General features: G+C 70.2%; 21 protein-coding genes. 8 read left to right on the top strand and 13 right to left on the bottom strand.

Annotation, left to right across the window (positions count from 1 at the left end; all coding sequences use genetic code 11):
* Positions 1–260: 260 nt before the first annotated feature.
* On the top strand, positions 261–1,649 hold the full coding sequence (locus ACN0RJ_RS22685; RefSeq protein WP_417725770.1) for an AAA family ATPase: 1,389 nt from the start codon (positions 261–263) through the stop codon (positions 1,647–1,649).
* 100 nt (positions 1,650–1,749) lie between these two features.
* On the top strand, positions 1,750–2,751 hold the full coding sequence (locus tag ACN0RJ_RS22680) for a ParB/RepB/Spo0J family partition protein (protein ID WP_417725769.1): 1,002 nt from the start codon (positions 1,750–1,752) through the stop codon (positions 2,749–2,751).
* Positions 2,752–2,795: 44 nt separating this feature from the next.
* Here the strand turns inward: ACN0RJ_RS22680 and ACN0RJ_RS22675 are convergent, their stop codons facing one another.
* Positions 2,796–3,620, bottom strand: coding sequence for an ABC transporter permease (locus ACN0RJ_RS22675; RefSeq protein WP_417725768.1), 825 nt, complete (start codon positions 3,618–3,620; stop codon positions 2,796–2,798).
* A gap of 84 nt (positions 3,621–3,704) precedes the next feature.
* Between ACN0RJ_RS22675 and ACN0RJ_RS22670 the strand changes: the two genes are divergently transcribed.
* Positions 3,705–5,096: a sugar transporter gene (locus tag ACN0RJ_RS22670; RefSeq protein ID WP_417725767.1), complete on the top strand. Its 1,392-nt coding sequence runs from the start codon at positions 3,705–3,707 to the stop codon at positions 5,094–5,096.
* Positions 5,097–5,111: 15 nt separating this feature from the next.
* On the top strand, positions 5,112–5,825 hold the full coding sequence (locus tag ACN0RJ_RS22665) for an ABC transporter ATP-binding protein (RefSeq protein WP_417725766.1): 714 nt from the start codon (positions 5,112–5,114) through the stop codon (positions 5,823–5,825).
* A gap of 51 nt (positions 5,826–5,876) precedes the next feature.
* Here ACN0RJ_RS22665 and ACN0RJ_RS22660 read toward each other — a convergent pair whose 3' ends face one another.
* The 8 genes from ACN0RJ_RS22660 to ACN0RJ_RS22625 all read right to left on the bottom strand — a co-directional run bounded on the left by ACN0RJ_RS22660 (position 5,877) and on the right by ACN0RJ_RS22625 (position 15,276).
* The gene (locus ACN0RJ_RS22660; protein ID WP_417725765.1) at positions 5,877–8,243 is read right to left on the bottom strand and encodes a glycosyltransferase; all 2,367 of its coding nucleotides are present in this window, start codon (positions 8,241–8,243) and stop codon (positions 5,877–5,879) included.
* A gap of 252 nt (positions 8,244–8,495) precedes the next feature.
* On the bottom strand, positions 8,496–9,425 hold the full coding sequence (locus ACN0RJ_RS22655; RefSeq protein ID WP_417725764.1) for a glycosyltransferase: 930 nt from the start codon (positions 9,423–9,425) through the stop codon (positions 8,496–8,498).
* On the bottom strand, positions 9,425–11,197 hold the full coding sequence (locus tag ACN0RJ_RS22650; protein WP_417725763.1) for a methyltransferase domain-containing protein: 1,773 nt from the start codon (positions 11,195–11,197) through the stop codon (positions 9,425–9,427). Before ACN0RJ_RS22650 ends, ACN0RJ_RS22655 begins: the two co-directional genes overlap by 1 nt.
* 23 nt (positions 11,198–11,220) lie before the next feature.
* Positions 11,221–12,000, bottom strand: coding sequence for a hypothetical protein (locus tag ACN0RJ_RS22645; RefSeq protein ID WP_417725762.1), 780 nt, complete (start codon positions 11,998–12,000; stop codon positions 11,221–11,223).
* 49 nt (positions 12,001–12,049) lie between these two features.
* On the bottom strand, positions 12,050–12,676 hold the full coding sequence (locus ACN0RJ_RS22640; RefSeq protein ID WP_417725761.1) for a CatB-related O-acetyltransferase: 627 nt from the start codon (positions 12,674–12,676) through the stop codon (positions 12,050–12,052).
* Between the two features lie 8 nt (positions 12,677–12,684).
* Complete coding sequence (locus tag ACN0RJ_RS22635; protein WP_417725760.1) at positions 12,685–13,551, bottom strand: WcbI family polysaccharide biosynthesis putative acetyltransferase; 867 nt, start codon at positions 13,549–13,551, stop codon at positions 12,685–12,687.
* A complete protein-coding gene (locus ACN0RJ_RS22630; RefSeq protein ID WP_417725759.1) occupies positions 13,548–14,444 on the bottom strand; it encodes a WcbI family polysaccharide biosynthesis putative acetyltransferase in 897 nt (298 codons plus the stop codon). The genes ACN0RJ_RS22635 and ACN0RJ_RS22630 overlap by 4 nt, the downstream gene beginning before the upstream one ends.
* A 25-nt stretch (positions 14,445–14,469) precedes the next feature.
* Positions 14,470–15,276 carry a sulfotransferase domain-containing protein gene (locus ACN0RJ_RS22625; RefSeq protein ID WP_417725758.1) on the bottom strand — a complete coding sequence of 269 codons (807 nt, stop codon included), beginning with the start codon at positions 15,274–15,276 and terminating at the stop codon, positions 14,470–14,472.
* A 119-nt stretch (positions 15,277–15,395) separates the two neighbouring features.
* Here ACN0RJ_RS22625 and ACN0RJ_RS22620 point away from each other — a divergent pair, with 119 nt between their 5' ends.
* Entirely contained in the window at positions 15,396–19,031 is a 3,636-nt protein-coding gene (locus ACN0RJ_RS22620) for a glycosyltransferase (protein WP_417725757.1), read from the top strand.
* Here the strand turns inward: ACN0RJ_RS22620 and ACN0RJ_RS22615 are convergent.
* The 4 genes from ACN0RJ_RS22615 to ACN0RJ_RS22600 form a co-directional block, all read right to left on the bottom strand.
* Positions 19,013–19,975, bottom strand: a complete 963-nt coding sequence (locus tag ACN0RJ_RS22615) for a DUF2793 domain-containing protein (protein ID WP_417725756.1) — start codon at positions 19,973–19,975, stop codon at positions 19,013–19,015. The genes ACN0RJ_RS22620 and ACN0RJ_RS22615 overlap by 19 nt on opposite strands.
* Before the next feature lie 167 nt (positions 19,976–20,142).
* Positions 20,143–21,318: a hypothetical protein gene (locus ACN0RJ_RS22610; protein WP_417725755.1), complete on the bottom strand. Its 1,176-nt coding sequence runs from the start codon at positions 21,316–21,318 to the stop codon at positions 20,143–20,145.
* Positions 21,311–22,678 (bottom strand): glycosyltransferase, encoded by a 1,368-nt coding sequence (locus tag ACN0RJ_RS22605; RefSeq protein ID WP_417725754.1) that lies wholly within the window; start codon positions 22,676–22,678, stop codon positions 21,311–21,313. The genes ACN0RJ_RS22610 and ACN0RJ_RS22605 overlap by 8 nt, the downstream gene beginning before the upstream one ends.
* A 5-nt stretch (positions 22,679–22,683) precedes the next feature.
* The gene (locus ACN0RJ_RS22600) at positions 22,684–23,544 is read right to left on the bottom strand and encodes a hypothetical protein (RefSeq protein ID WP_417725753.1); all 861 of its coding nucleotides are present in this window, start codon (positions 23,542–23,544) and stop codon (positions 22,684–22,686) included.
* Between the two features lie 308 nt (positions 23,545–23,852).
* Here ACN0RJ_RS22600 and ACN0RJ_RS22595 point away from each other — a divergent pair, with 308 nt between their 5' ends.
* Genes ACN0RJ_RS22595 through kdsA form a run of 3 tightly spaced genes read left to right on the top strand, consistent with a single transcriptional unit; the run spans position 23,853 to position 26,451 of the window.
* Positions 23,853–24,827 carry a KpsF/GutQ family sugar-phosphate isomerase gene (locus ACN0RJ_RS22595; protein WP_417725752.1) on the top strand — a complete coding sequence of 325 codons (975 nt, stop codon included), beginning with the start codon at positions 23,853–23,855 and terminating at the stop codon, positions 24,825–24,827.
* Positions 24,824–25,615, top strand: coding sequence for a 3-deoxy-manno-octulosonate cytidylyltransferase (locus ACN0RJ_RS22590; RefSeq protein ID WP_417725751.1), 792 nt, complete (start codon positions 24,824–24,826; stop codon positions 25,613–25,615). The genes ACN0RJ_RS22595 and ACN0RJ_RS22590 overlap by 4 nt, the downstream gene beginning before the upstream one ends.
* Positions 25,615–26,451: a 3-deoxy-8-phosphooctulonate synthase gene (gene kdsA / locus ACN0RJ_RS22585; RefSeq protein WP_417725750.1), complete on the top strand. Its 837-nt coding sequence runs from the start codon at positions 25,615–25,617 to the stop codon at positions 26,449–26,451. The genes ACN0RJ_RS22590 and kdsA overlap by 1 nt, the downstream gene beginning before the upstream one ends.
* Positions 26,452–26,468: the final 17 nt, after the last annotated feature.

The raw sequence follows: 26,468 nt of genomic DNA, 5'->3' as shown, positions 1-26,468 counted from the left end.
AAACCGGCATTGGAAAACAAGGGCTTGGCGAAAATCCCCGCAGCCCTTAACATATAGATAACAGATAAAATAACAAAACCGCCTGCCGGACCGCGCCCGGCCCCCCTGCCCCGCACCCGGATGCATCCCCTTGAAATTGCTGTGAAAAGCACAGAATGATCCCGGCATGTGCGCGTTATGCTTCCATGTGCGGCATTTTCTGGTAGTCTTGCCGAAACCGCGCACATCAAGCCGCGGAGCGGACGAGGAACAGCAGTCTCATGGCCGATGCCAAAGCCCCCCTGCCCCCCTATTTCAACATCGACCCGGATGCGGCGCTGGCCCATCTCGGGGCGCCCGCGGGCACCGAGGGTTTCGGCGCCATCGCCCGGGCCTGCGCCTCCGGGCGCAAGGACCTGGAAAGCCGCGGGCTCGAGGAGGGGCAGTCGCGCGCGCTGCGGCAGTTCTCCACCTGGGAGATCACGCGCTACCTGATCCCCGTCGCCACCGGCCATTTCCGCCGGGTGCTGAAGCAGAACCCCGAGCTGCCGCAGGGCCGCTCCGACACCACCGGCGGCGCCAAGTGGTTCACCCTCGACGAGGTGCTGCGCCTGCGCGCGCATTTCGCCGCCCTCGGCTCCCGGACCAAGAACTACCTGCCCTACCGCCCCGCCGGCCAGCCCGCCAAGATGGTCGCCGTGGCCAACTTCAAGGGCGGGGTGGGCAAGACCTCGACTGCCGCGCATCTGGCGATGTCGGCCGCGCTCGACGGCTACAAGGTGCTGGTGATCGACCTCGACAGCCAGGGCAGCATGACCTCGATCTTCGGCGGCAAGGTCGAGGACGAATGGCAGACGGTGTTCCCCCTGCTCGCGCGCCACTACGCCCGCCACCTGCAGCAGGACAACCAGCGCCGGCTCGACCGGGGCGAGGCGCCGCAGCCGCTGGACGACACGCTCTCCGAAGCGCTGGACATCCGCGCCGACAGCCTGATCGCAAAGACCCACTGGCCCAACATCGACCTGATCGGCGCGCAGCTCAATCTCTACTGGGCGGAATTCCAGATCCCGGTCTGGCGGATGCAGGGGCGGGGCTGGAAGCTCTGGGATGCGCTGACCGAGACCCTGGCCGAGGATGGCGTGCTGGACCAGTACGACGTGATCTTCCTCGATACCCCCCCGGCGCTCGGCTATCTCACCATCAACGGGCTTGCGGCGGCGGATATCCTGCTGGTGCCGCTCGGGGCGTCCTTTCTGGAATTCGACAGCACGGGCCGGTTCTTCGACATGCTGCATTCCACCTTCTCCAGCATCGAGGAGGCCGAGAACATGGCCGCCCGGGCGCTGGGGCGGTCGGGGATCAACTTCCAGTGGGATGCGGTGCGCGCCGTGGTCACGCGCTACGACGGCACCCAGCAGGGCGAGCTGGCCTCGCTGATGCAGGCCTATCTCGGCCAGACCCTGTCGCCGCACCGGCAGGATTTCACCGCCCTGATCGGTCAGGCCGGAGAGCAGGTGCAGGGCATCTACGAGGCCGATTACCGCGATTTCAACCGCGAGACCTACGTGCGGGGCCGCGAGACCTTCGATGCCACCTATGCCGCCTTCAAGCAGCTTCTGGTCGGCGCCTGGCGGCGTGACGAGCTGGCCGCCCGCGAGGCGGCGGAATGACCGGGGTGTTTCGCGCGCGAAACGTTTCGGCCCGGCGCGCTGTGCGCGTGTGTCCGGGCCGCAAAGACCCCCTGCCCCGTTCCCGGAAAGGAGCCGCGTGATGGCCCGCAAACGCCTGACCCCCGCCAATCCGATGTTCCTCGACACCGCGCCGTCCGGGCTCGAGACGAAATCCGCCTTCCCCCCGGCCCCGATCGCCGATGTCGCCCGCGACGCCGCCGCGACCTCGGCCATGGCCGAAATGGCCGACACCCTGCGTCGTGCCCGCGAGGAGGGGCTGATCGTGCAGCGCATCCCGCTTGCCGGGATCACCCTCGACCATCTCGTGCGCGACCGCATCGTGGTGGAGGATGACGAGATGGCGGCGCTTGTCGCCTCGATCCGGGAAAGGGGCCAGCAGGCGCCGGTCGAGCTCATGGAGCTGGCGGGCGGCGGCTACGGGCTGATCTCGGGCTGGCGGCGCTGCCGGGCGCTGGCGCTGCTGCATGCCGAGACCGGCGAGGACCGCTTTGCCGCCGTCCTCGCGCTGATCCGCAAGCCGGCGGGCGCCGCCGGGGCCTATCGCGCCATGGTCGAGGAAAACGAGATCCGCGTCGGACTCAGCTTCTACGAACGCGCCCGCATCGTTCTCAAGGCGGCCGAGCAGGGCGTCTACGAGGACGAGCGCGCCGCGCTCAGGGCGCTGTTCGGCACCGCCTCGCGGCCCAAGCGTTCCAAGATCGGCAGCTTCCTGCCCGTGGTGCGCGCGCTCGGCGAGGTCCTGCGCTTTCCCGGCGCGCTGCCCGAGCGCCGCGGCCTCGCCCTGTCCAGGGCGCTGGGTGAGGATCCCGGCACCGCGCTCCGCCTGCGGCAGCTGATCGACAAGGCGCCCCCGGCCACCGCCGAGGAGGAACAGGCGCTGATCGACGCGGTGCTGGCCGGGCAGGGGCCGAGGACCGGCAGCCCGCGCCCTCCCCGCCCGGCCCCCGGCCCCGCCGTGGGCACCCGGGTGGGCGAGGGGATCTGGATGCGCACCGCCGCCGGCGGCGAGGTCACGCTCTCCGGTCCCGGCCTGACGCCCGAGCGCCGCGAGAAGCTGCGCAACTGGCTGGCCGACCTTTAGCCCCGCGCGGGGGTGTTTCGCGCGCGAAACACCCCGGAACAGGGTCACATGTTCATGATGTCGTGGTGGTAGCGGCGCAGGAACAGGAAGCCCAGCACCGCGCAGGGCCCCGCCACCAGCAGCACGTAGGTGGGTGTCACGTAGGCGCCGTCATAGGTGGCGTAGATGCCCTGCCGCACCCGCCCGATCACGTGCACCATGGGGTTCCACCACAGCCAGTCGCGATAGGGGTTCGGGATGGAATCGTAAAGGATGATGACCCCGGAGATCAGGAACAGCGGCCGCGTCACCACCGACCAGATCCGCTCCCAGAACGGCGACATGGCGAAGAGGAAGGCGTTCAGCGATCCCACCCCGATTCCCATGGCAAAGGCCATGGCATAGCCTTCGATGATCCGCGGCAGGTCGAGGATCACCTTGACGTCGTAGAGCTGCAGGATGGCGGTGAAGACGATGGCCGAGATCATCGTCTGGGTGAGCACGTTCATCAGCACCCGGGCCAGGATCGCGTCCATGAAGGTCACCCCGGGATAGAACAGCAGCGGCCGCGAGAAGCGGATCGCCGAGGAGACCTTGGTCATCGTGTCCATGAAGGCGGTGAAGGGCAGCACGCCCGAGGCGAAGAACAGCGGAAAGCTGGTGCCGACCGGCGGCGAGCGGAAGGCGAGGGTGAACACCAGGGTGATCACCATGATGCCGCCCACCGGCTCCAGGACCGCCCAGAGATAGCCGAGCGCGGAGCGCCCGTAGGTGGTGGACATCTCGCGCTGCATCAGCGCGGCGATCACCCGGGGCGAACTGCTGCGGCGGGGGATGCGGGCAGGGGTCCGCGGCAGCGGCGGAAGGGCAGGGGTGGCGGATTGTGTCATCTGGGTCTCTGGCGTAGCCTCGCGGCATTGGATAAAGGTGTTTCACCCGATGCGCACGTCGCATCTTAGGAAAAGAGACCGGATTTGGAAGACGCCAGTCAGAAAGCCAAGGGAACAGGCCCCGCCGGAACCGCAGGCCCCGCCGGCCCGGCCGAGGGCGAGGCCCCCGCGGTCGGCAGCCTGGAAGCCCGCAGGGCCGTGGCGGAACGTCGCGCCCAGCTTGCCGCCGCCCGCGCCCGCGAGGAGGAAAAGGCCGCCGCCGCCGCTCCGAAACCGGCCGCCGCCGCCCAGCCCCAGCCCCAGCCCCAGCCGAAACCCAAGCCCGAAGCCGCCGGTCCCGCGCCGATCGTGGTGCGGCCGGCCGCGACCACCGCCAAGCCGAAGAAGCGCCACTACATGCTGGCGCTCAGCTTCGTGCTGCTGGTGCTGGCGCCGCTCGCCGTCGCGGCCTGGTATCTCTACCGGGTGGCCGACGACCAGTATGCCAGCCGCGTGGGCTTTTCGGTGCGCAAGGAAGAGGTCGGTTCGGCGATCGAGCTGCTCGGCGGCATCACCGAACTCTCGGGCTCCTCCTCGTCCGATACCGACATCCTCTACGAGTTCATCCAGTCCGAGCAGATGGTCCATGCCATCAACGAACGGCTCGACCTGTCGGCGATCTACGCCAATCCGGGCGACCCGATCTTCGGGCTCGGCGAGGATACGCGCATCGAGGCGATGGCCAATTACTGGGGCCGCATGGTCAAGGTCTTCTACGACGCCGGGACCGGGCTGATCGAGGTGCGGGTTCTGAGCTTCGATCCCGACAATTCCCACGATATCGCCGCCGCGATCTTCGAGGAAAGCAGCGCGATGATCAACGAGCTCTCGGCGATCGCCCGGGCCGATGCCACGCGCTACGCCAAGGAAGAGCTCGACCGCGCGCAGGACCGGCTCAAGGAGGCCCGCCAGGCCATCACGGGCTTCCGCAACCGCACCCGCATCGTCGACCCCCGGGCCGATATCCAGGGGCAGATGGGGCTCATCACCTCGCTGCAGGCCAAGCTGGCCGATGCGATCATCGAACGCCAGCTGCTGCTGGAAACCTCCTCCGAAAGCGATCCGCGGGTGATCCAGGCCAACCGCCGGATCGAGGTGATCCGCGAGCAGATCGAGGAAGAGCGCGCGCAGTTCGGCACCAGCGCGACGGGGAATGACGACAAGGCCTTCTCGCGGCTGCTCGAGGAATACGAGGCGCTGTCGGTGGACCTGGAATTCGCCGAGCAGGCGTCGATCTCGGCGCGCACCGCCTACGAGGCGGCGCTGACCGAGGCGCAGCGCCAGTCGCGCTACCTGGCCGCCTACATCGCGCCGACCCGGGCGCAGACGCCGGAATATCCGCGCCGGTCGATCATCCTGCTGATGGGCGGGGCTTTCCTGGCGATCTCCTGGGCGATCCTGGCGCTGATCTACTATTCGCTGCGGGACCGGCGCTAGGGCAGGGCGCGGGCGATGATCGAGCTGCACAACCTGTGCAAGACCTACTACCTGAACGGCCATCGCAAGGTGGTGGCCGACAACATCAGCGCGGTCTTTCCCTCGGGCAAGGCGGTGGGCATCCTCGGGCGCAACGGGGCGGGCAAGTCGACCCTGCTCAAGATGCTGGCCGGCACGATGGACGCGGATTCCGGCTACGTGACCAGCACCGGCACGATCTCCTGGCCGGTGGGCTTCGCGGGCTCCTTCCACCCGGAGCTGACGGGGTTGCAGAACACCCGGTTCATCGCCCGGGTCTACGGGGTGGACAGCGACGAGCTGACCGTCTTCGTCGAGGATTTCGCCGAACTCGGGGATCACTTCTACCTGCCGACGCGGACCTATTCCTCGGGGATGCGGTCGCGGCTGGCCTTCGGGGTGTCGATGGGGATTCCCTTCGACACCTATCTCGTGGACGAGGTGACGGCGGTGGGTGACGCCGCCTTCAAGCGCAAGAGCGAGGCGCTGTTCGTCGAGCGGGTGACCAGCTCGGGCGCGGTGATGGTGACCCATGCGCTGAACCAGGTGCGCCGGCTCTGCCACCACGCGGCGGTGCTGGAGGACGGCAAGCTGCATTTCTACGAGGACGTGGAAGGCGCGATCGCGCATCACCAGAAGCTGATGCGCATCGACAAGGAAGCCGCCGCCGCCCTGGCCGCCGTGGCCGACGACATCGATTCCGACGACTGAGCGGGGGCGTTTCGCGCGCGAAACATTCCGCGCGCCGGGGTGGAACAGAGCCTAGTCCGGCGTCTTCGCGCCCGCCGCGGGCATCAGCGCCGGGGCCAGCTTTTCCGCCAGCAGGTCGATCAGCGCATCGCGCGGCAGCCCGAGCGAAGCGAGGTCGATGGCCCGCGCCTCGGGCGTGACCGGCCCGGCGTGCCAGGCCCGCGACAGGGCGGCGGCCAGGGCGGGGCCGGTGGCCTCGACGCTTTCGATGGCCGGGGTCAGGCGGCTGAGATCCTTGGGCCCGAAATGGTTGGTCACCACCCGCATCCCCGAGGCCGCCATCTCGATCGGCGGATGGCTGGGGTGGGGCGAGAACATCAGCGACAGCCCGAGGTCGCAGCCCAGCAGGAAGCCGGGATATTCCTCCCAGGGCAGCTTGCCGAGGCTCCGGAGTTCCAGCCCGCCGGGCAGGGCGACCGGATCGTGACGCAGCCCGACCGAGACCAGCTCGATCTGTTCGGGGGTCAGGCCCTCGGCCTCGACGAAGCGCCCCAGCGCCTCGATGGCGGTGGTGTACATGTTGCGGGGCACCTCGGGGCGGCCGTAGAGCGCCAGCTTGCGCGGCGCCGTGGCCGCGCGCTCCGGGCGCTTGCCGCGGGCATAGCGGTCGATGTCGATCGAGGGGCGGAAGGCGAGGGTCTCGCCCCTGGCAAAGCCGAAGCCTTCCCCGGCGAAATAGTCCCTGAGCAGGGTGGTGTTGAACAGCGGCTCGAAGTCGAAATCGTAGCTCGCCATGGCATCGGCGAATTCCGGACCCCAGGCGTAGAAGTTCGGCTCGAAATCCTGCACCAGGTAGTGAAAGCGCGGATGGGCGAAGCCGTGGCGGCGGATCAGCTTTTCGGCCACATGCGCCGTCCACCAGGCGGTGGCGAGGAAAATGTCGCCCCTGTGCGCGGGCAGGGTTTCCGAGGTGACGCCGCAGTGCAGGCTGACGCGATCCTCGGCGCCGGTGCCGCTGAGACGGCGCATCACGAAGGCGCGCGAGGCGGCATAGGAGGACACCGGCAGGTCGGTGGCGATGATGCGCACGTGCATGCCCCGCGCCGCGATGCCGAGCCCGATCTCGAGCGCGGTGTCGATGCCGGCGAAGATCTCGGTCGGGTTCAGGGTCGGCACCATCAGCACATAGGCCGGCTCCGGCGCGCCGGAGCCGAATTCCGGCGTCCAGCCCGGCTCCTTGCGAATGTCGATCAGGCCCTTCCACGGCGTGGCGCGGCGGCGGGGGGCGGGCTTGTCGCCCTCCTCGCGCCGGGCGGGGGCGGGATCGGCGCCGGGGGAGAGCGAATAGAGCCGGGTGTCGAAACGCCCGATGGCGCCCTCGAGCCCCGGCCCCAGCGCCTCGCGCAGGGTCCAGATGACGCGGCCGGCGCTGACCACGGCAAAGCCGGCCGCGATGCGGGCCAGGTCCGGGTGCCCGGTGAGCAGCAGTTTCGCCGCGTCCAGGAGGTGGCCGCCGGCGCCGCGCACCCGGCGCAGGTAGGGGCGCAGGGCGGCGGAATGCGCCTCGCCGTGTTTCAGGCGGCCGTCCTGCACGGCTTCGGCCAGGCGGTTCTGGGTGGAATGGGCCAGGTAGCGGGCCAGCCCGTAGGCGGCGGCCTCGCGGCGCAGCCACATGCTGAGCGGCACCCGCTTGCCGGCGTTCATCCGCCCGCTCAGCCAGCCGGCCTCGCGGTCGACTGCGCCCATGACGTTGTTGCCGTGCTGGCGGTAATCGACCAGCGGTCCCGGCACCAGCCCGACGCCGCCGGTGGCCGAGGCCAGCAGCCCGAGCCAGAGGTCGTGGTAGAAATGCACCCCCGATTGCGGCGGGAACGGCAGGGCGAGCCGGGCCACGCGCGGGCGCATCAGCAGGGTCATGCCGGTGATGTTGTTGCGGTAGAGCAGCCCGCGCAGCCCCGGCGCCCTGTGGCGGCGTTCGAAGGCGAACATCGAGGGCTTGAGCTCGGTCGTGCCGTCCGGGCCGACCAGCCGCCCGTCGCCGTGCACGAGCTGCAGCTCGGGGTGCTCGGCCAGCCTGGCCACGCCGCGGGCGAGGCGGTCGGGATACCAGATGTCGTCCTGGTCGCTGAGCGCGATCAGCGCCTCGGTGCCGGCGGGCAGGGCGTCGATGCGGGTGACGGCCTCGGCGATCCCGGCCTCGAAGGCGCGCACCGCGTCGAGCGTGTTCTCGGGGATCACCACGGCGGGATCGGACAGGCCCGCGGCGGCCGCCGCCTCGCGCAGGATGTCCTCGGAGACGCGGTCGGCGATCACCACCACCAGCCGCAGGTCGCGGTGGCTCTGTGCGGCGATCGAGGCAAGCTGGGCACGCAGGTGCTCGGGGTCGGGCCGGAACACGGCCATGACCACGAAGACCAGCGGCGCGGAGGGGGCGCTCATGCGGAGGGGCCTCCGGTTCCGGGGGCACGGCCGGAGCCGGCCGGAACGCCCCTGCAGAGGGGGCCGTGTCTTGGCCCGGAGGGGGCCGATCGCTCAGTCATGTGTGCCGCCAAACCGTCGTCCTGAAGGGCATCGTTAGTGGCTTCCGCGCGCAGGATCAACCGCGGGCACCGGCGGGCGCGGGCTTTTCCGGGCGACCGTGGCGCGCGGGTTCCGGCGCGCCGGTAAGCCGTGTTATGGTAAATGAATCCTTTACAACCGCCCCAGCAGCGCGGCGAGCCAGAGCGTCACGCGGGCCGCCGTGCCCTGCCGATAGAGCCTGATCCGGCGCAAGGCGCGCAGGCGGCGCGGCAGCGGCGCGGCGCGCAGGGCGGCAAAGGCTTCGAGCAGGCGGCGGTTTTCCGGGGTCAGCCGGTGCGCCGAGGCGCGCAGGGCGGCGATATTGGTGTCGCTCCAGCCCTGCGCGGTTCCGCCGATCAGCCCGGCCAGGCGGCGCATCTTGTCGCGGGGGCGGTCGTTGGCGCCGATCTGGTTGCCGCCGGTCTGCCGGTAGAGCAGCGCCGGCGAGTCCTCGTGCAGCACGGTGCCGCCGGCGCCGGTGACGATCTGGTAGAGCCACCAGTCATGCACCACCACGCGGCCCGCCTCCGGCGCGGCCTGCGCCGCCAGCCGCGCCGCGGCGGGGTTCAGCAGCACGGTGTTGCCGGGCACGACGTTCTGCACCAGCGCATTGGCAAAGGACAGCGGGCGCGGCCGGGGCGGCGACAGGCGCAGCGGCCGGCCCCCGCCGTCGGCCACCATGACCCGCGCGCACCAGAGCGCGGGGACATCGCCGGGCAGCGCCGCCAGCGCCTGCAGCCCGCGCGACAGCCGGTCGGGGTGCCAGAGGTCGTCCTGGTCCGACAGGGCCACCCAGGGATGTTCGGGCAGCAGGTCGGGCGCGCGGGTCAAAAGATGCAGGAAATTGGCCGCCGCCCCCTGCCCCGGACCGGGGATGCGCAGGGCGTGATGCGTCTCTGCAAAGGCGGAAATCCGCGCCGCGCTGTCATCGGTCGAGCCGTCGTCGCCGACCAGCAGCGCCCAGTCGCGATGATCCTGCGCGGCCAGGGTGGCAAGCTGTTCGGACAGATGCCCCCCGCCGTTGCGCACCGCCATCAGCACCGCGACGCGGGGGCCCGCCATCAGCCCAGCGACCAGATGTCGCCGTCGAAGCCCTCGGAGAGGCCGGGCGGCAGCCAGGCGGCGATGCGGTCGATATCGCCGTTGTCATAGACCAGCCCCTCGGGGGTGATCGAGCGTTTGCGCACCGTCACCGAGATATTGTAGCCGTAGCGCCGCACCCAGGGGTCGCGGCAGTCGAACCCGGCCAGCACCAGGTTGTAGAGCATCAGCCCGGCATTCCACAGCGTCAGGTGCCCGCCGACGATCGCGTGCTTGAGCGGCGGCACCGAGATCGCCAGCAGCCCGCCTTCGCGCAGGGCGTCGTGAGCCTTGGACAGGAAGGCGTTCACGTTCGGCTGGTGCTCGACCACGTGCGAGGCGAGCACGCAGTCGAAGGGCGTCTCGAACGAGATGTCGAGGAAGTTGCCGATCACGATGCCCTTGTCGTCGGGATGTTCGGCCAGCTTGAAGTAATGGCTCTCGCCGTAGTCGAGTTCGGTCACCACCTTGCCGGCGGCGCGCAGGGCGCGCGCCTGGTCCCCCGCGCCCGAGCCCACGTCGAGCACGCTGGTGATGTCGGGCGTGTCGCAGAGCCGCTGCACCAGCAGGCCGCTGAACTGCATGTCGCGGAACTCGGGCCGGATGGCGCAGAGCGCCTCGGACGAGCGGGCCTGTTCGTGGTGCTTCGGATCGTCGGTGATCAGCGCGATGCGGCGGCGGGCGGTGGCCTCGGTTTCGTAATCGCGCAGCGGACGGGCGGCTCGGGCGCGCAGGAACAGCGCCGGCACATCGTCGCGCGCGCGCGTCAGGAGCGCGTCGGCAATGCCGGCCGCCGTCGCCGCGTCGCCCGCCTGCAGCGCAAGCTCGCCGTCGAGCAGCTGCACCCGGCGCAGCGCGTCGGGGTCCTGCGCGGCCCCGGCCAGGGTGCGGGCGCTGTCGAGGGTCGCGGGCGGTTCCCCGGCCGCGACCTGCCACTCGGCCAGCCGCAGATGCCCGGCCAGCCAGTTCGGCGCCTCGGCCACCAGCCCCGCCAGCCCGCGGCGCGGCACGGATTTCTCGCCCGCCGCCGCCAGCGCGTCGAGCAGGGCGAGATCGTCGGCCAGGCGCCGCTTGGGCGGGGTGCCGCGGAACACCTGCACGGCGCAGGCAAAGCCCTTGTCGCGCGACAGGATGCGCATGGAAAAGCCGGTCTCGGCCAGCCATTCGCCGAGCGCCTTCCATTCGCCCTCGGGCCACTTGTCGTAGACGCCGTTGCCCTGCCAGTCGCAGAGTTCGTCGAAGACGATCACCGTGCCGTCGACGATGCGGTCGCTCAGCCGTCCGAGCACGAAGCGGCAGGCGCTGTAGAGGTCCGGGTCCATGTGGATGAACCCCGCCGGGCCGGGGTTCCCGGCCAGCCAGTCATCGAGGGTATCCTCGAAAAAGCCCTTGATCAGGGTCACGTTGGGCGGCACCGGGGGCAGCGTGTCGAGCGCGAAATGCCCGGCGTCGTAGGTGTCGCCGGTGCTGCGCTCCCAGGCTTCGGGCAGGCCCTCGAAACTGTCGAAGCCGGTGAAGCGCCGGTCGGGGCGGGCATGGGCCATGGCGCGGATCGAGCCGCCCTTGAACACGCCGAATTCCAGCGCCAGCCCCTCGGGGGCCAGCGCCAGGGCGGCCTTGAGCTGGGCCATCCGGCGCACCACCAGCGGGTGGCGGCGGAAGGGCGTGATATCGAGCGTTTCCGCCCCGAAGGCGCGGGACAGCGCGGGGCGCAGCTTGCGCGGGGCGGGGGCCTTGGTCACGGGCTGGGGCACGGGCGTCTCCTTTGCTCGGGCTCTCATCGCAGCAGGCCGGGGGCCTTGGCAAGGGTCAGGCTCCCGCCGTCCCAGAGATAGCCGTGCACGGTCATGGCCTCGTGCATCACCGCGTGCACCCGGCGCTGCAGGGCGGGCGCCATCCGCCGCCAGCTCTCGGCGGAGCCGGGGTGGACCGGTTCGGACAGCCGGATCAGGCCATGGCCGATCTCGCCCTCGGCATAGGCCTCGTGCGAGCGCAGCACGGCATCGTCCCAGGGCAGGCCCATGTGGGCGAGCACGGCGCGCAGCACCGGCTCGGGGTCGGTCACGAACTCCTCGTAGCGCACGAAGGGCAGCCCGTCGCGCCGGTCCTGCAGGAGCTTGCGGGAGTGCAGCGCGAGCCAGCCGTCGAGGATCGGCGCCTCGGCGACGAATTGGGCAAGGCCGGGGTCGATTCCCTCGGCCCAGCGGCCCTGCTGGCGGCGCTGGCGGCGGTCCCGCGCGGGATCGTCCGTCAGGTGCCGCTCGCCGCTCAGCGCGACCGAGAACGGGTTGCGCACCAGCGCGAAGCCGCGGCGCGGATGCGGGTGGCACCAGACCGCGCTCTTGAGCACCAGCACCGCGTCGGGCGCGGGGCTGCGGTGGGCGAGCCGGGGATGATCGGCGGGGATGGCGCGCGCGGCGCGGGTCTGCAGCGCCTTGAACAGCGCCACGTCGCGCTTGTCGTCGGGCATGCGGATCTGGTGCACGACCTCGACCCGGGGATGCGCGGCGAGGCAGCGCTGCATCAGCGTTTCGCCGGAGCGGGCGAAGCTGGCCATGTGAAAGACCGGCAGACGGGGGGCGGTGGCCCTGTCCCCTGCCCCGGGCTCAGTCAACCACGATCTCGGCAAGGTCGATCTCGTCCTCGGGGCCGATCCGGAGGTCGAGCAGCGCCTTGTTGCGCAGGATGCGGGCCCAGGGCCAGTGCCACCAGGCGACCTCGGCCATCTGGCGGCGGACGCTCTCGGAAAAGCGCCAGCGCAGGTGCCGGGCGGGCACGCCGCCCCAGATCGCGAAGTCCGGCACGTCCCTGGTGACCACGGACCCGGCGGCGAGGATCGCGCCGTTGCCCACCGTCACCCCGGACATGATCGACACGCTGTCGCCCATCCAGACGTTGTGCCCGACCCGGATCGGCCCCTTGGTGTGCCCGCCCCCGGGCAGGCCCAGTTCGCGCCGCAGCCGGATCGACAGGTTCATCGCCTGGGAATCGTGGCTGGAGGCGATCATCCGGCAATTGTCGCCGATGGCGCCGTACTTGCCGACATAGACCTGGCCGCGGGTTTTCAGCGCCCCGGTGAAGGAGGTGAAATAGCCCACCTGCAACGCCCCCTTGGCATCCATCCGGGCGGTGTCGATGCGGATCTTGCCGGCCTGCCGCCCCTCGGGGGTGGTGGCGTCGAAGAAGCGTTCGCGCAGCCGTGCGGGTCCGGGACGGGGGGTCGGTTTGGTCATCTGGTCTCTCATGCGACGGATTTCAGCGCGGGCGGCGATTGCACCACCAGCTTGTCGCGGTCGGTTTCGGAATAGATCCGGTAGCTGGCGGCGATGAACTCGGCATTGGCGAGATAGCGCTGGTCCTCGCCCGAGGCACGCCAGCGCGGGAAGGCGACCTCGTAGCCCAGAACGTCGGACAGGAAGGGCTGGATCGCCAGCAGCGGCCCGCCCATCAGGTTGTCGAAGACGAAATCCGGATCGTAGCTGTCATGGCGCACCCCGGCGAGATCCAGCGCCGCCCCGGCGATCGCCGCCAGCACCGCCGCGCGCGGGTGGTTGATCGTGTACATGAACACCGACTTGCGTTCGAGAAACCGCTCGATGATCGGTTTTCCGGCGAAATCGAGCCTGTTGTCCCGCCGCGTCATCTCTTCCATGCTCAGCGCGTGGCCGCGGTCGAGACCGAGGTCGGCAAAGCCCTCGGGCGAGAAGCGTTCGAGACATTGCGCCGGGGTCAGCCCCTTGAGGAAGCTGTCCAGCACCACCACGGAATTGTAATCCCCCACGGGCGAGATCACCCGGTCCCCCAGCGGCCCGACATAGCAGGCATCCGGGTGGAAGCCGCGGTAGTAGACATTGGGCACGACGAGGGTCTTGTCGGGGAAATGCTGCTTCAGCGAGGCGGCGTTGAGCTCGCCGAAGGTGCGGGTGTCCTGGGTCAGGATCAGGTCCGACCTGCCGAGGTTCTCCAGCACCCGGGGGCGGGTCTCGTCATTGGTGAGATGCACGCGCACGATGCGCACGGCGGCGCCGGGGATCATCAGCCGCAGCGCCTGTCCCAGCCCGACGGACTGGCAGTTGGCGATCACGGCGACGCTGGCGGGGGCGGTCATGGGCGGGGCTCCTCTGCGGCGCCGGGATCGGGCATCAGCCCGGCCTCGCGCTGGATCGCCAGCAGCTCGCCCGGAGAGCTGACCACCAGCTCGGAGCGCGGCGCCTTGTCATAGGCTCGGTAGGAGGCGGCGATGAACCCCTCGAGATCGAGGTAGTTGTCGCTCTCGGCCTTGAACAGCATCCGGTCGGGGGGGACGGGCGTGCCGTCCTCCTGCCGGTAGCGCGGCCAGATCGAGCCGGTCCTGAGCCGGTCCGGCATCACGTCCCAGCGCACCGGCGCCGGGTCGCGGCCCATGAAGCGCAGCGCCTCGGAGCCGACATGGGACAGGATTTCCATGCTGGGATGATTCATCACGTAGAGGTTGGGCGCGTTTTCCGGATGGTCGAAGAACTGCGCCACGTGGATGTCGAGCGCGGCCTCGCGGCGGCGCAGGATCTCGCGGCTTTCGTCCCAGACCGTGCCGTAGCCGTAGGCCTCGTAGGTCTCCGGGGTGAAGCGGTCGCGGCATTCGGCCTCGCTCGCCCCCGAGAGGTAGGCCAGCAGCACGATCAGGCTGTTGTTGTTGGCCAGCGGCGTGCGGATGCGCTTGCCGCCCGGTCCGAGGAAGCAGATGTCCGGGTGGAAGCCGCGGAAGTAGATGTTGGGATAGGTGATGACCGGCTTGTTCAGGGTCTGCAGGCTGTCGGTGTTGAGCACGCCGAAGGACTTGATCGGCTGGCTCAGGATCACGTCGTACTTGCGCAGGTTGGCAAAGGCCGCCTCGCGCCGTTCCTGCGCGATGGTGTGGACCATGAAGGGCATGGCCGTGACCTCGTCCCCCATGATGTTGAGCGCGTCGGCGATCCCCCCGGCCTGGCAGTTGCCGACGACGGCGACCTTCAGTCTCGCCATGGCTGTCTCCTTCCGTTGGTGCCGATCAGTTGGTGCCGATAAGGCCCGGAACGTCGCGCAGCGTGATGTCCTCGCCGTCCCAGCCGTAGCCGTAGCTTGCCAGGGCTTCCCCGGTCAGCGCATAGACCCGCGCGCGCTGCGCCTCGGTCAGCACCTTGTACTTGTCCGAGGAGCCGGCATGGATCGGCTGCCAGAGCTTGATCTTGCCGTGGCCGGTCTCGCCCTTCCGGTAATCCTCGTGGCTGTTCATCACCCGGTCGGACCAGGCCAGGCCCATGTGCGCCACGATGCGCTTCAGCCAGGTCTCGGGGTCCTGCACGAAATCCTCGTAGCGCACGAAGGGCAGGCCGTCGCGGTAGTCCTGCAGCATCTTGCGGGAATAGAGCGCGAGGTAGCCGTCGAGGTTCTCGGCGGTTTCCACGTAGGGCATCATCAGCGGGTCGATGCCGGTGCACCAGCGCATCTGCTGCTTGCGCTGGTGTTCCGAGGTCCGGGAATCCTCGGTGTGGCGGAAGGCGCTGACGATGATCGAGAAGGGATTGCGGATCAGCGTGAAGCCGTGGCGCGGCGCGGGATGGGTCCAGACCGCGTTCTTGAGCAGGATCACCGCGTCGGGCGACAGGCTGCGATGCGCCAGCAGCGGATCGTCGCCGGAAATCGTCTGTTCCTCGCGCGTCATCAGGTGGCGGAACAGCGCGAGGTCTTCCTTGCTGTCGGGCTCGTGGATCTGGTGCACGACCTCGATGTCGGGATGGGCGTTGAGGCATCGCTGCAGCAGGGTCTCTCCGGACCGCGAAAAGCTCGCCATGTGGAAAATACGGTGCTCGGTCAAGTCAGGGCCTTCTCGTTTCCAATTCCGCCCTTCATAGCGGGCTTTCGAAGGGAATGCACGATCTGGCGGCGTTGCGCAAACCGGTTCCCTGTCCGATGTGGCCGTGCCATAGCAGGCGGATGAAATTCCGCTTCCGAAAACCTCCCGCCAGCCCATTTTCCGCGCTGCTGGCGCGCAAGCGCAAGGCCGCCGACGCGGGGCCGGCCCTGCCGCCCGGGCAGCGCCTGCTGGCGCTGCGGGACCGCCCGGTCGGGGTCAGCTTCACCGCCGCGCTGCTGGCGCGGGAATATCCGCAGCTGCTGCCGCGGCTGCTGCCCTGGGCGGTGCCCTCGGACGCGGAGGAGGCGGAGCTGGCGGACTGCGCGCTGCTGCTGATGCTGGGCGCGGTGCTCGAGGATGCCCCGCACCGGCAGAAGGGCACGCAGCGGCTGCTGGCGCTCGACGTGCCGGACGACCGCAAGATGTTCCTCGAACAGGCCTTTCTCGGCTCGGCCTTTTCCTGGTCGCCGCCGCACCGGACCCGGCCCGAGGCGGCCTGTCTCGGCTATGTCTGCGACGACCTCGCGCAGTATTACATGGCCGACTACCCGTCGCGGCTGACCCGGTGGCTGAATTCGCGGGAGGGGATCCCGGAGGCGGCGGCGGCCCGCGCCCGCGCCCTGATGGCGCGCATCGTCTCCCGGCGCATCACCAAGTACAACGCCCAGCCCATGGTGCGGCTCGCGCCCTCGGCGCGGCGGCGGGTGCTGGTCTGCGACCAGTCCTTCGACGATGCCTCGATCCGCTACGGGCGGATGGATGCGCGCGCCTTCGACGCCATGCTCGCGGCCGCCCGGGCCGAGAACCCGGAGGCCGAGATCCTGGTCAAGACCCACCCCGACACCGCCTGGACCGGCGGCGGCCGGGCGAGCTATTTCGATACGCTCCGGGCCGAAGAGGGGCTGACCCTGATCCGCGAGCCGATGAACCCCCATTGCCTGATCGACGCGGTGGACACGGTCTATGTCGGCACCTCCCAGATCGGCTTCGAGGCGCTGATGGCGGGGCGCCGCGTGGTCTGCTTCGGCGCGCCCTGGTACGCGGGCTGGGGGCTGACCGACGACCGCACCGAGGTGCCGCACCGGGCGCGGAGGCGCAGGCTGGAGGAGCTGTTTCACGCCGGATACCTCTGGTATCCGCTCTACCACGTCCCCGGCAAACCCGCCCCCTGCGCCATCGAGGAGGTGCTGGATTACATCGAGGCCGCGCGCCCGGTGGCGATCACCGACGGCGCGGAGCGGGCGGAGGCGCCCGAGGTCTCGGTGGTGATCCCGGTGCACGACGGCGCGGCCTGGCTGGCCGAAACCGTGGCTTCGGTGCAGAAACAGAGCCTGTCGCGGCTGGAAATCATCCTGGTGGACGATGCCAGCAGCGACGGCACGCGGGCCGTGATGGACCGTCTCGCCGCGCTCGACCCGCGCATCGTGGGGCTGTCCCATGACGCTGTGCGCGGCCCCGGCCATGCCCGCAACACCGGGCTCGACGCCGCGCGGGGGGACTATGTCTGGCTGCTCGACAGCGACGACCGGCTGATCGACGCCGAGGTGCTGGCCGACCTCGTGGCCGAGGCGCGCGCCACCGGCGCCGACATCCTGCGCGCCCGCAAGGCGGGGGAACGGGTGCTCGACGGGGAGGGCCGCTTCGTCGCCGACCGCCCCGACCCGGCCGAGGCGCGCATCGCCGGCGGGCGGGCGGGCGCGCTGGCGGAGCTGCCGGAGCTGGCGCACAACCGCCATTGCTGGCTGCTGCTCTACCGCCGCGCCCTGCTCGACCGCGAGGGGCTTCGGTTCGCCACCGGCTTCTGGGAGGAGCGCGCCTTTGCCCTCGGCGCGCTGCTGGCGGCGGAGCGCATCGCCACCAGCGACCGCGCCGCCACGCTCTACCACATCCGCCCGGATTCGGTCGCGCGCCGCCCCAAGGGGCCGCGCGACGCCGAGGACATGGTCGGCAACCTCGAAGCGGTGGTGGCGCGGTTCCGCGACCACGGCGCCGCGGCGCCGGACAGCCCGCTGCGCGGGGTGCTGCGGATCACGCTCACGCAGTTCCTGCACTACCTGCTGTTCGGCTTCTTCCGAACCGTGGCCGCCGGGGCCGACCCGGGGAGCCGCGCCGCCTGGTACGCCCGCGTCGCCGCCGCCTATGCCCGCGCCGGGATGGGGCCGGAGGATCTGTGCCGCGATGTCGACGTGATCGACCCCGGCGCCTTCGACGCGGGGCGCTACCAGCTCGCGCTTGCCGCGCTGCTGGCGGGGGCCGAGGAGGATCTCGCCCGCGCGCTGGACGAGACGCCCTGCGCCCTGCCCGACCTCGTCGCCCGCTACCGCGCCGCGCCGGACGCGCCGCTGACCGCCGCGCTCAACGCCTATGCCACCGGGGCGCGCGTCCTTCCCGCCGCGCCGGCGCTGCGCCGCGCGCCGCAGGCCCGGGTGCTGATCCATGCCGGCATGTCCAAGACCGGCACCACCTGGCTGCAGCACTGGCTCGGCGCGAACCGGCCGCAACTGCTGGCGCAGGGGGTCTGGTATCCCGACTGCGGTCTCTACGTGCAGCCCGGGCGGCCGCACAAGACCGGCGGCCACGCGCCCTTCCTCGCCGCCGCGCAGACCGGCGACGGCGCGCTGCGCGACCATGTCGCCGCGGCGGTGGAGATCAGCGGCGCCCACACGGTGCTGCTGTCCTCCGAGGCCTTCCACCTCGGCCCCGAGCCGCAGCGCCTGGCCGATTACTTCGACGGCTGGCAGGTGGAGGCGGTGCTCTGGCTGCGGCGGCAGGACGACTGGGCCGCCTCGCAGTACCGCGAATACGTGGGCGGCGGCGCGACCTTTCCGGTCAGCGCCCCGATCGGGGAGTGGCTGGCCTCGGAGCAGACCCGGAACAGGCTCTGTTTCAGCACGATCCTCGATCCCTGGGCGGAACGGCTGGGGCGCGAGAGGCTGCATCTGCGGCGCTTCGGCGACGGGCGGCTGCGCCCGGCGCTGGGGCAGGTGGCGGGCTATGCCATGGTGCCGGGGATGCGCGAGGGCCCGGCGCGCCTGCGCAACGACGCGGTGCTGGACGACGCCTGGCTCGAGGAGATGCGCCGGCTCAACGCGGGGCCCTTCGCCTCGGTCCCGGCCTACCTGGCCTTCGTCGAGGAGGTGCACGCCCTTGCCGCGCGGTTCCGTCCCGAGGCCCGTGCCGCCGAACCGCTGAGCGCCGCGCGGCGGGCCGCGCTGATGGCGGATTGCGCCGCCGACAGCGCCCGGGTGTCACGGGTCTATTTCGACGGAGAGCCGCTGTTTGCGCCGGAACAGGGTCGCATCGACCCGCCCGCCGCCGCGCCGCTGACCGGGGCCGAGCGCCGCGCGATCCATGCCGCCTTCCGGCGCCATGCGGTCGCGCCGCCGCCCGCGGATGCGGCCGGGGCCGCGCTGCTGGCCCGGATGCGGGCCGAGGTGCGCCCCCTGCCCCCGGATCGCGCGCGGATCGTGGCGCGCCATATCCGCGCCGCGGGGCTGTTCGACGATGCCTGGTATCTCGCCCGCAACCCGGACGTTGCGGCGGCGGGGATGGACCCGCTGATCCACTTCCTCCAGAGCGGCTGCGCCGAGGGGCGCGACCCCTCCGAGAGCTTCCGCACCCCGGACTGGTATCGCGCCCGCCCCGACCGGCTCGCGGCGGGGGAGAACGCGCTGGTGGCGGCGCTGGCCGACGGCGCTCAGCAGAGGAAGGTGTAGGAATAGGTCCAGAGCGTGCCGCCGCGGTTCTCGATCCGCAGCGTATCGGCCTGCACCGAGACGCCGGTGTTGCCGTTGATCGCGGTGGTGCCGGTCATCGCCACGTCGTTGAGGTTCTGCATCTTCGAGCCGGCGCAGAGCTGGGTCAGCTTCAGCGACTGGCCCGCGTCATAGGCGTAGATGCCGGAATGCTCGCTCTGCGGGAAGGTGGCGTCGATCACGGTGAGGAACACCAGCCCGCCGGCCGCGGGGGTGGGGATGCTGCCCACGGTGTCGCGCGCGATGTCGAGCGTGCCCGACCGCAGCCCCCGGGCGCTGGTGATGCCGGTCCCGGCGGCAAAGCTCAGGGCCTGGGTCCAGGCGCTGCCGTCGGGGCTGACCTTGACGGCAAAGTTGTCGCCCCCCGTGAGGCCGAATTCCGCCCGCCCCGACCAGTTCGACTGGAACAGCACCGAGGCGGTGTCGGGCGTGGTCGCCTTGTTGATCTTGAGCTGGTGCCCCGCCCCGGCATGGCTGAGCAGCGTCGCCTCGGACGAGACCGAGATCCGGTTCACCGGGTCGTAGACCGCGTTCACCCCCAGCCCGTCGAGGTTCTTGAGATCGGGCACCACGTCGGCCCAGTCCGCGCCGGTGAAGACCGCCTGCAGGGCCTCGTCGCGCACGTAGGCGACCCAGCCGGGCAGCGGTGCGGTGAACTCCCAGAGGCCGCCGGTCCAGACCGCGATGGCCAGGGCCTGCCCGGCCCAGGCCCCGGTGGCGCCCTCGGCCACCAGGTAGCGCGCGCCGGTGGCGGGTGCCGCGGGCGGCGCGGTTTCGGTGCGGCTTTCGACGGCGAGCTGCACCAGCGCATCGAGCCGGGCAAGCGCCTCGTTGTGGGTGACGTGCTTCTGCGCCTGGGAGGGCAGCAGGTAGGGCAGCGACAGGGCTGGGGACGTGTCGGGCATCGGCGGGCTCCCTGGTGAGTCTTCGGGGCCCAGAGTTCCGCCCGGCTCCGAAGATCCGGTTACGGCGCCGCGCGCGGCGGTAACGGTTCGTTAACCATGAAGGGTGCTCCCTTTCCGCCCGCCCCCTGGCACGGGCGCGGCCCTCTGCGCTGACCTCGGATGTGACCCTATTTCGGCCCGTTCTTGCGCATCCAGAGCTCGGTGGCGAAATCGGTGTCGATCTCGTTGAAGTTCCAGAACTCGCGCAGGGAGAGCCGCAGGCGGTTCGGCTTCTCGGGCACGCGCATGCCGTCCTCGGGCGTGGTCTCCATCACCCCCGACAGGATGCCGCGCCAGAAATCCGGGGCGAGGTAGTCGTTGTAGAGCCCCACGTATTCGCGCCCCTGCGGCAGCGCGCCGTCGCGGGCGAAGCGGAAGGGCGGCTGGAAGACGTAGTCCGCGCGCTTGCCGAAATAGCCCGCCTCGGTCACCGTGCTCGAGCTCATCGCGGCGACGCGGGTGATCGCGTCGGTGGCGCAGAGCGTGTAGAAATTCGCCTCGATCCGCTCGGCATTGGGGAACTGGCCGAGGATCGCCATGGTCTGCGGCGCCTGCGGCGCGAGCGGGTGCGCCTTGACGTAGAGCCTTTCGTGGCGCTTCGCGATCTCGCCGATCCGGCCCATGAACTCGGTCACGCCGACGAAGCGCTGGCCGTCCACCTGGCTGCGGTCGTGTTCCATCTGCATCAGGAACAGCGCGCTGTCGGGCACCAGCGTCTGGCGGAACAGCCGCCCCGCCGCCGCCGCCTGGATCGAGCCCATCAGCCGCAGCCAGTCCTCGCGCACCGCGCGGGCCGCCAGCCCTCGGGCCACCGGCGCGAGGTTCGAGCGCATGCCGAACATCAGGTCGTCGAGGAACCGCACCGGGTGGTTGATGACGTCGATGAAGGGGATGCCGTGGCGCATCAGCACCGCCTCGACCATGGGCGGCATCTCGAAGCCCACCACCAGCGCGTCGCGGAACAGGTGCACCAGCAGCGCCTCGACCTGCGGCGGGCAGCTCTGCTCGTTGAAGATCCGCACCCAGCCCTGGACGTTGCGCGGCACGCCGAAGGCGTCGTGGATCTGGGCGACGGCATTGCCGTCGAGCCCGCCCGACACGCTGTCGTGGCTCCACATCACCAGTTCGTTCGGCAGCCCGGTCGCCTGGCGCAGGGCCTCGCCGAAGAGCTGTTGCAGCCAGCGGGCGTTGAAATGCTGGGTCGGGCGCCAGTAATAGGGCGAGGCGCGCAGGAAATCGCCGGTGAAGACGATGCGTTGCGGCGCGCTCGCGGGCGGTGCGGCCGGAAAGTCTGGCTCAGCCATCGTGGCGCCTCGTGCGGGTCAGGAAGTTCAGGAGATCGCGGAACACGTGCTCCGGGGCAAAGCTGCCGCCGACGGCGGCCAGCGCGGCATCGGACATGGCCTGGCGCCGCGCCGGATCGTCGCGCAGGCGCAGCAGTTCGGCGATGAAGGCGTTGCGGCTGTCGGCCACGGCCAGCGCGGTGCCGGCCAGGTGCCCGATCCCGCGCACCGCCTCGGAGCAGTTGACCGAGGGCAGGCCCGCGGCCAGCGCGTCGACGGTCTTGATCTTGAGTCCGCCGCCGATGAACACCGGGTTGACGGCGATGTCATGCGCCGCCAGCGCGCCGTCCAGGTCGTCGACCCGGCCCATGAGGGTGACGTTGGGCCGCCCTGGGGGCGCGGAATTGCACACGGTGCCGACGACGGACAGCTCGAAACGGTCCGAGATCACCGGCCAGACCTGGTCGAGGAACCAGCGCAGCCCGTCCACGTTCGGCTCCGAATTGGCGCCGGTGAAGATCAGCCGGCGCCCCACCGGGCGGCATTCGTAGAGCGGCTTGGCGGGGATGGCATGGGGCACGGTCAGCACCCGCCGCAGCCCCAGCCGGTGCGAGATGTCGGCGGCGTCGAAGCGCGAGATGGCGATGATCGCGTCGTAATGCGCCATGATCCGCGCCTCGTCGGCGGCGCTCATCCGGATCGAGGGCACCTTGCCGAAGCGGGCGAAGACCCCGATGCGCGAGGACATGACGTCATGCGCATCGAGCAGCCGCGCCGTGCCCGGCGGCACCGCGTCCAGCAGGTAGGAGCGGTCGATGTATTCCACGATCACCGCGTCCTGCGGATGCCTGGCCAGGAACCGCTTGGTGCTGCGCACCCAGCTGTCGACGATGCGGTCCGACAGCGCCGGGTCGCGCCCGACGCGGCCGGGTTTCAGCGGTTCGGTCGCCTTCTCCTCGTAGCTCTTGTAGGAGACGACGTGATACCGGGCGTCGATCCGGGCGAGCTGCTGCTTGACGGCGGGGCCGACCGACTTGAACACGAAGACCGTCAGGTCGCATTCCGAGGCGATGGCCGACAGGATCGACTGCAGCCGCGAATGGCTGCCGTAGGCGCTTTCCCAGAACGGGATGTCGGTCAGCACGGTGACCTTGCTGCGCCGCAGGGCGCGGGCATCGGCATCGGCGCCGGGATCGGGCGGCGGCGGGGCCGCGGCGGGAACGCCGGGATCGGGCAGCGGCTGCGGCTCGGGTTCCGGTTCGGGCGGCGGCGGGACGTAGACCTCCTGCGGGGCCACGAAGCGGCGGTAGAGCACGTCGAGCAGCGGTTTGGGCAGCATCGCCCGCGCGGCGCGCCGCGGGAGAGATTTCCGGTCGCTCACGGCGCTCAGCCCCCGTAACCGGCGTAGGCGATGGTGAAGCCCCGGGTCTTGAGCCCGATCACCCGCTTGTCGTTGAGCCCGTAATCCGAGGGGCGCACCGGCCCGGCGATCGAGATGTCGAGAAGCTGGAAGGCGGTGGAGCGGCCCGGCTCGACCTCGTGGGCAAAGCGCAGGATGCCGCCCTTTTCCGAGGTCTGCTCCTGCTCGGCCTCGACCTCGAGCCCGTCGAGCTTCAGGCTGAATTCGTTCATCTGGTCGGGCACCAGCACCTGGTAGTCCATGGAGATCTCGTGCAGCCCCGGGCCGAAGACCGGCAGCACCACCGAGATGTCGCGCGCCCGGTTCGACCAGCGGAAGGCGCGGCCCTCGGCATCGGTTTCCGGCGCGTGCCAGCCCGAGCCCATGATCTGCGCATCGAAGGGCAGGAAGACCTCGACCGCGCGATAGGCGGGCGGGTTTTCGGCGGTCTCGTCCATCAGCGCGCGGGCGGCGGCCAGCGGGTCGCGATAGCTCGACACATGCCCGGCGAGGTAGCGGTTCTGCGTCATCATCGCGGTCTTCACCAGGAACAGGTCGGCGCGGGCGGCGGCGATCTGGCCCACCAGCATCCGCAGCACCGGGGCCAGCGCGGGTTCCGCGCCGTCGTCTCCGGCCGCGGGGGCCAGGGCCTGCAGCAGCGGCGCATAGGGCGCCTCGAACACCCGCGACAGATGGGCGGTCAGTTCCGAGCTGCCCTCGACCTCGCGCAGGTCCAGATCGGCCCCCAGTCCCTGCGTCAGCAGCAGCGATGCGACACGGTCGGCGAGGGCGGGCAGGTCGGGCTGGGCGGTCGCGGGCTCCATCCGGGATTGCGGAGTTTCGGCCATGGTCACCTCGTATTGTTCTTCCGGGCCGAATGCGTCGGACTGCCCGGTCTGTCTGAAATATCGCGAATCGCGCCCCGGGGACGGTGACCCGGTTCTAGCGAGGGGGGGGCGCGATCACAACGCGACCCGTCCGCACGCACCGGCAATTTGCCGCTTTTTGCAGCGGCTGCGGGCGGAATGGTCAAATTGCGGTATTTCGTCCGGGGCGCTAAATTGCTACCGACAGGGCCAGCCGGTACGGACCGCCCCGCCGGTGCGGTGTTTCCGCCTCTCTCCCGGCCCTGCCCGGATAGAAAAGAGATTAGAAAATGAATGACTTGACCCCGGGTTCCGACCCGATCATCGCCGCCGGCCGGCGCGTCCTGGAAACCGAAGCCGCCGCGATCACGCTGCTGTCCGAGCAGCTTCCCGAAGATTTCGTGCCCGTGGTGCAGCTGATCCTGGCCTCCAGGGGGCGGGTCATCGTCTCCGGCATCGGCAAATCCGGCCATATCGGGCGCAAGCTCTCGGCCACCCTCGCCTCCACCGGCACGCCCTCGCATTTCGTGCATTCCGCCGAGGCGAGCCACGGCGATCTCGGGATGATCTCCAAGGAAGACATCTGCATCCTGATCTCCAATTCCGGCGAGACCTCGGAACTGCGCGACATCGTCGCCCACACCCGGCGCTTTTCCATTCCCATGGTGGCGATCAGCTCCAAGCCCGAAAGCACGCTGATGAAGGCGGCCGACTACCGGCTGACCCTGCCCGCCGCGCCCGAGGCCTGCATCATCGGCATGGCGCCCACCACCTCGACCACGCTGACCCTGGCGCTCGGCGACGCGCTGTCGGTGGCGCTGATGAGCCAGCGCAACTTCCTGCCCGAGGATTTCCGCGTCTTCCATCCCGGCGGCAAGCTCGGGGCGCAGATGGCGACCGTGGCGCAGCTGATGCACGGCGGCGCCGAGGTGCCGCTGGTGCGGGCCGGGACCTCGATGTCCGAAACCATCCTCGAGATGACCTCCAAGGGCTTCGGCATCGCCGGGGTCGTGGCCGAGGACGGCACCCTGGTCGGGGTGATCTCGGACGGCGACCTGCGCCGCAAGATGGAGGGGCTGATGTCCCATACCGCCGGAGAGGTGGCGAACCGCACGCCGGTGACCATCTCCTCGGCCTCGCTGGCCGCCCAGGCGCTGGCGATCCTCAACGAACGCAAGATCAGCGCGCTGATCGCGCTCGATGCCGACGGCCGCCCCGAGGGCGTGCTGCATATCCACGATTGCTTGCGCGCAGGTGTTGCATGAAGACTGTCATCCTTATTCCCGCCCGGTATGCCTCGACCCGCTACCCCGGCAAGCCGCTGGTCGAGCTGACCCAGAAGGACGGCACGAAGAAAAGCCTGATCCGGATGAGCTGGGAAGTGGGGATGAGCGTCCCCGGGGTCGACGCGGTGCACGTGGTCACCGATGACGACCGCATCCGCGAGGCCGCCGAAGGCTTCGGCGCCAGCGTCATCATGACCTCGGACACCTGCGAGAACGGCACCGCGCGCTGCGCCGATGCCCTGGCCCGCGCCGGGATCGAGGCGGACATCATCGTGAACCTGCAGGGCGACGCGCCGCTGACCCCGACCTGGTTCCTAGAGGACCTGATCGCCGCGATGAAGGCCGATCCCGACGCCGAGGTCGCCACCCCGGTGCTGCAATGCGACCGGATGACCTACGACATGTTCATCGAGGACCGCAAGGCGGGCCGCGTCGGCGGCACCACCGCGGTGTTCAACCGCAACAACCACGCGCTCTATTTCTCGAAAGAGGTCCTGCCCTACATCGACCCCGGCAAGGTGCCGACGGAGGACATCCCCGTCTATCACCACGTCGGCGTCTACGCCTACCGGCCTTCGGCGCTGGCGGCCTACACCTCCTGGCCCGAAGGCCAGATGGAAACGCGCGAGGGGCTGGAACAGCTGCGCTTCCTGGAAAACGGCCGCACCATGGCCTGCGTCATCGTCGAGGGGCGCGGCCGGGTCTTCTGGGAGCTGAACAACCCCGCCGACGTGGCGCGGATCGAATCTGTATTGAAGGACATGTGATGGACCGCATCGACACCAAGATCGTCACCGTCGGCGATATCGAAATCGGGGGCTCCAACCCCTTTGCGCTGATCACCGGCCCCTGCCAGCTGGAAAGCCTCGATCACGCCCGGATGATGGCGGAAAAGATCGCCGAGGCCTGCGCGCCCACCGGCACCAAATTCATCTTCAAGGCCAGCTACGACAAGGCCAACCGCTCCTCGATCACCACCCAGCGCGGGCTCGGCATGGACGAGGGGCTGGGCATCCTCGCCAAGATCAAGGCCGAGTTCGGCTGCCCGATCCTCACCGACGTGCATGACGCGGGCCAGTGCGCCGGCGCGGCCGAGGTCTGCGACGTGATCCAGATCCCGGCCTTCCTGTGCCGCCAGACCGACCTTCTGCTCGCCGCCGGCAAGACCGGTGCCGCGATCAACATCAAGAAGGGACAGTTCCTGGCACCCTGGGACATGGGCAACGTGGCGCAGAAGGTGGCCTCCACCGGCAACGAGCGCATCATGCTCTGCGACCGCGGCACCTCCTTCGGCTACAACACCCTGGTGAGCGATTTCCGCGGCCTGCCGACGATGGAGCGCACCGGCTACCCGGTGGTCTTCGACGCCACCCATTCGGTGCAGCAGCCCGGCGGGCAGGGCACCACCTCGGGCGGGCAGCGCGAATTCGCGCCGGTTCTGGCGCGGGCGGCGGTGGCGGTGGGCGTCTCGGCGCTGTTCATCGAAACCCACGAGGATCCCGACAACGCGCCCTCGGACGGGCCCAACATGATCCCCGTGGACCGGATGGCCGCGCTCATCGCCGAGCTGCGCGCCTTCGACGACCTGCGCAAGGCAGCGTGAGGGGCGGCGCGCCGCTT

This window comes from Salipiger sp., from assembly GCF_048261495.1.
Taxonomy (GTDB): Bacteria; Pseudomonadota; Alphaproteobacteria; order Rhodobacterales; family Rhodobacteraceae; genus Salipiger.
Note: the sequence above shows the minus strand (reverse complement) of the source record. Positions and strands in the feature narration are given on the sequence as shown.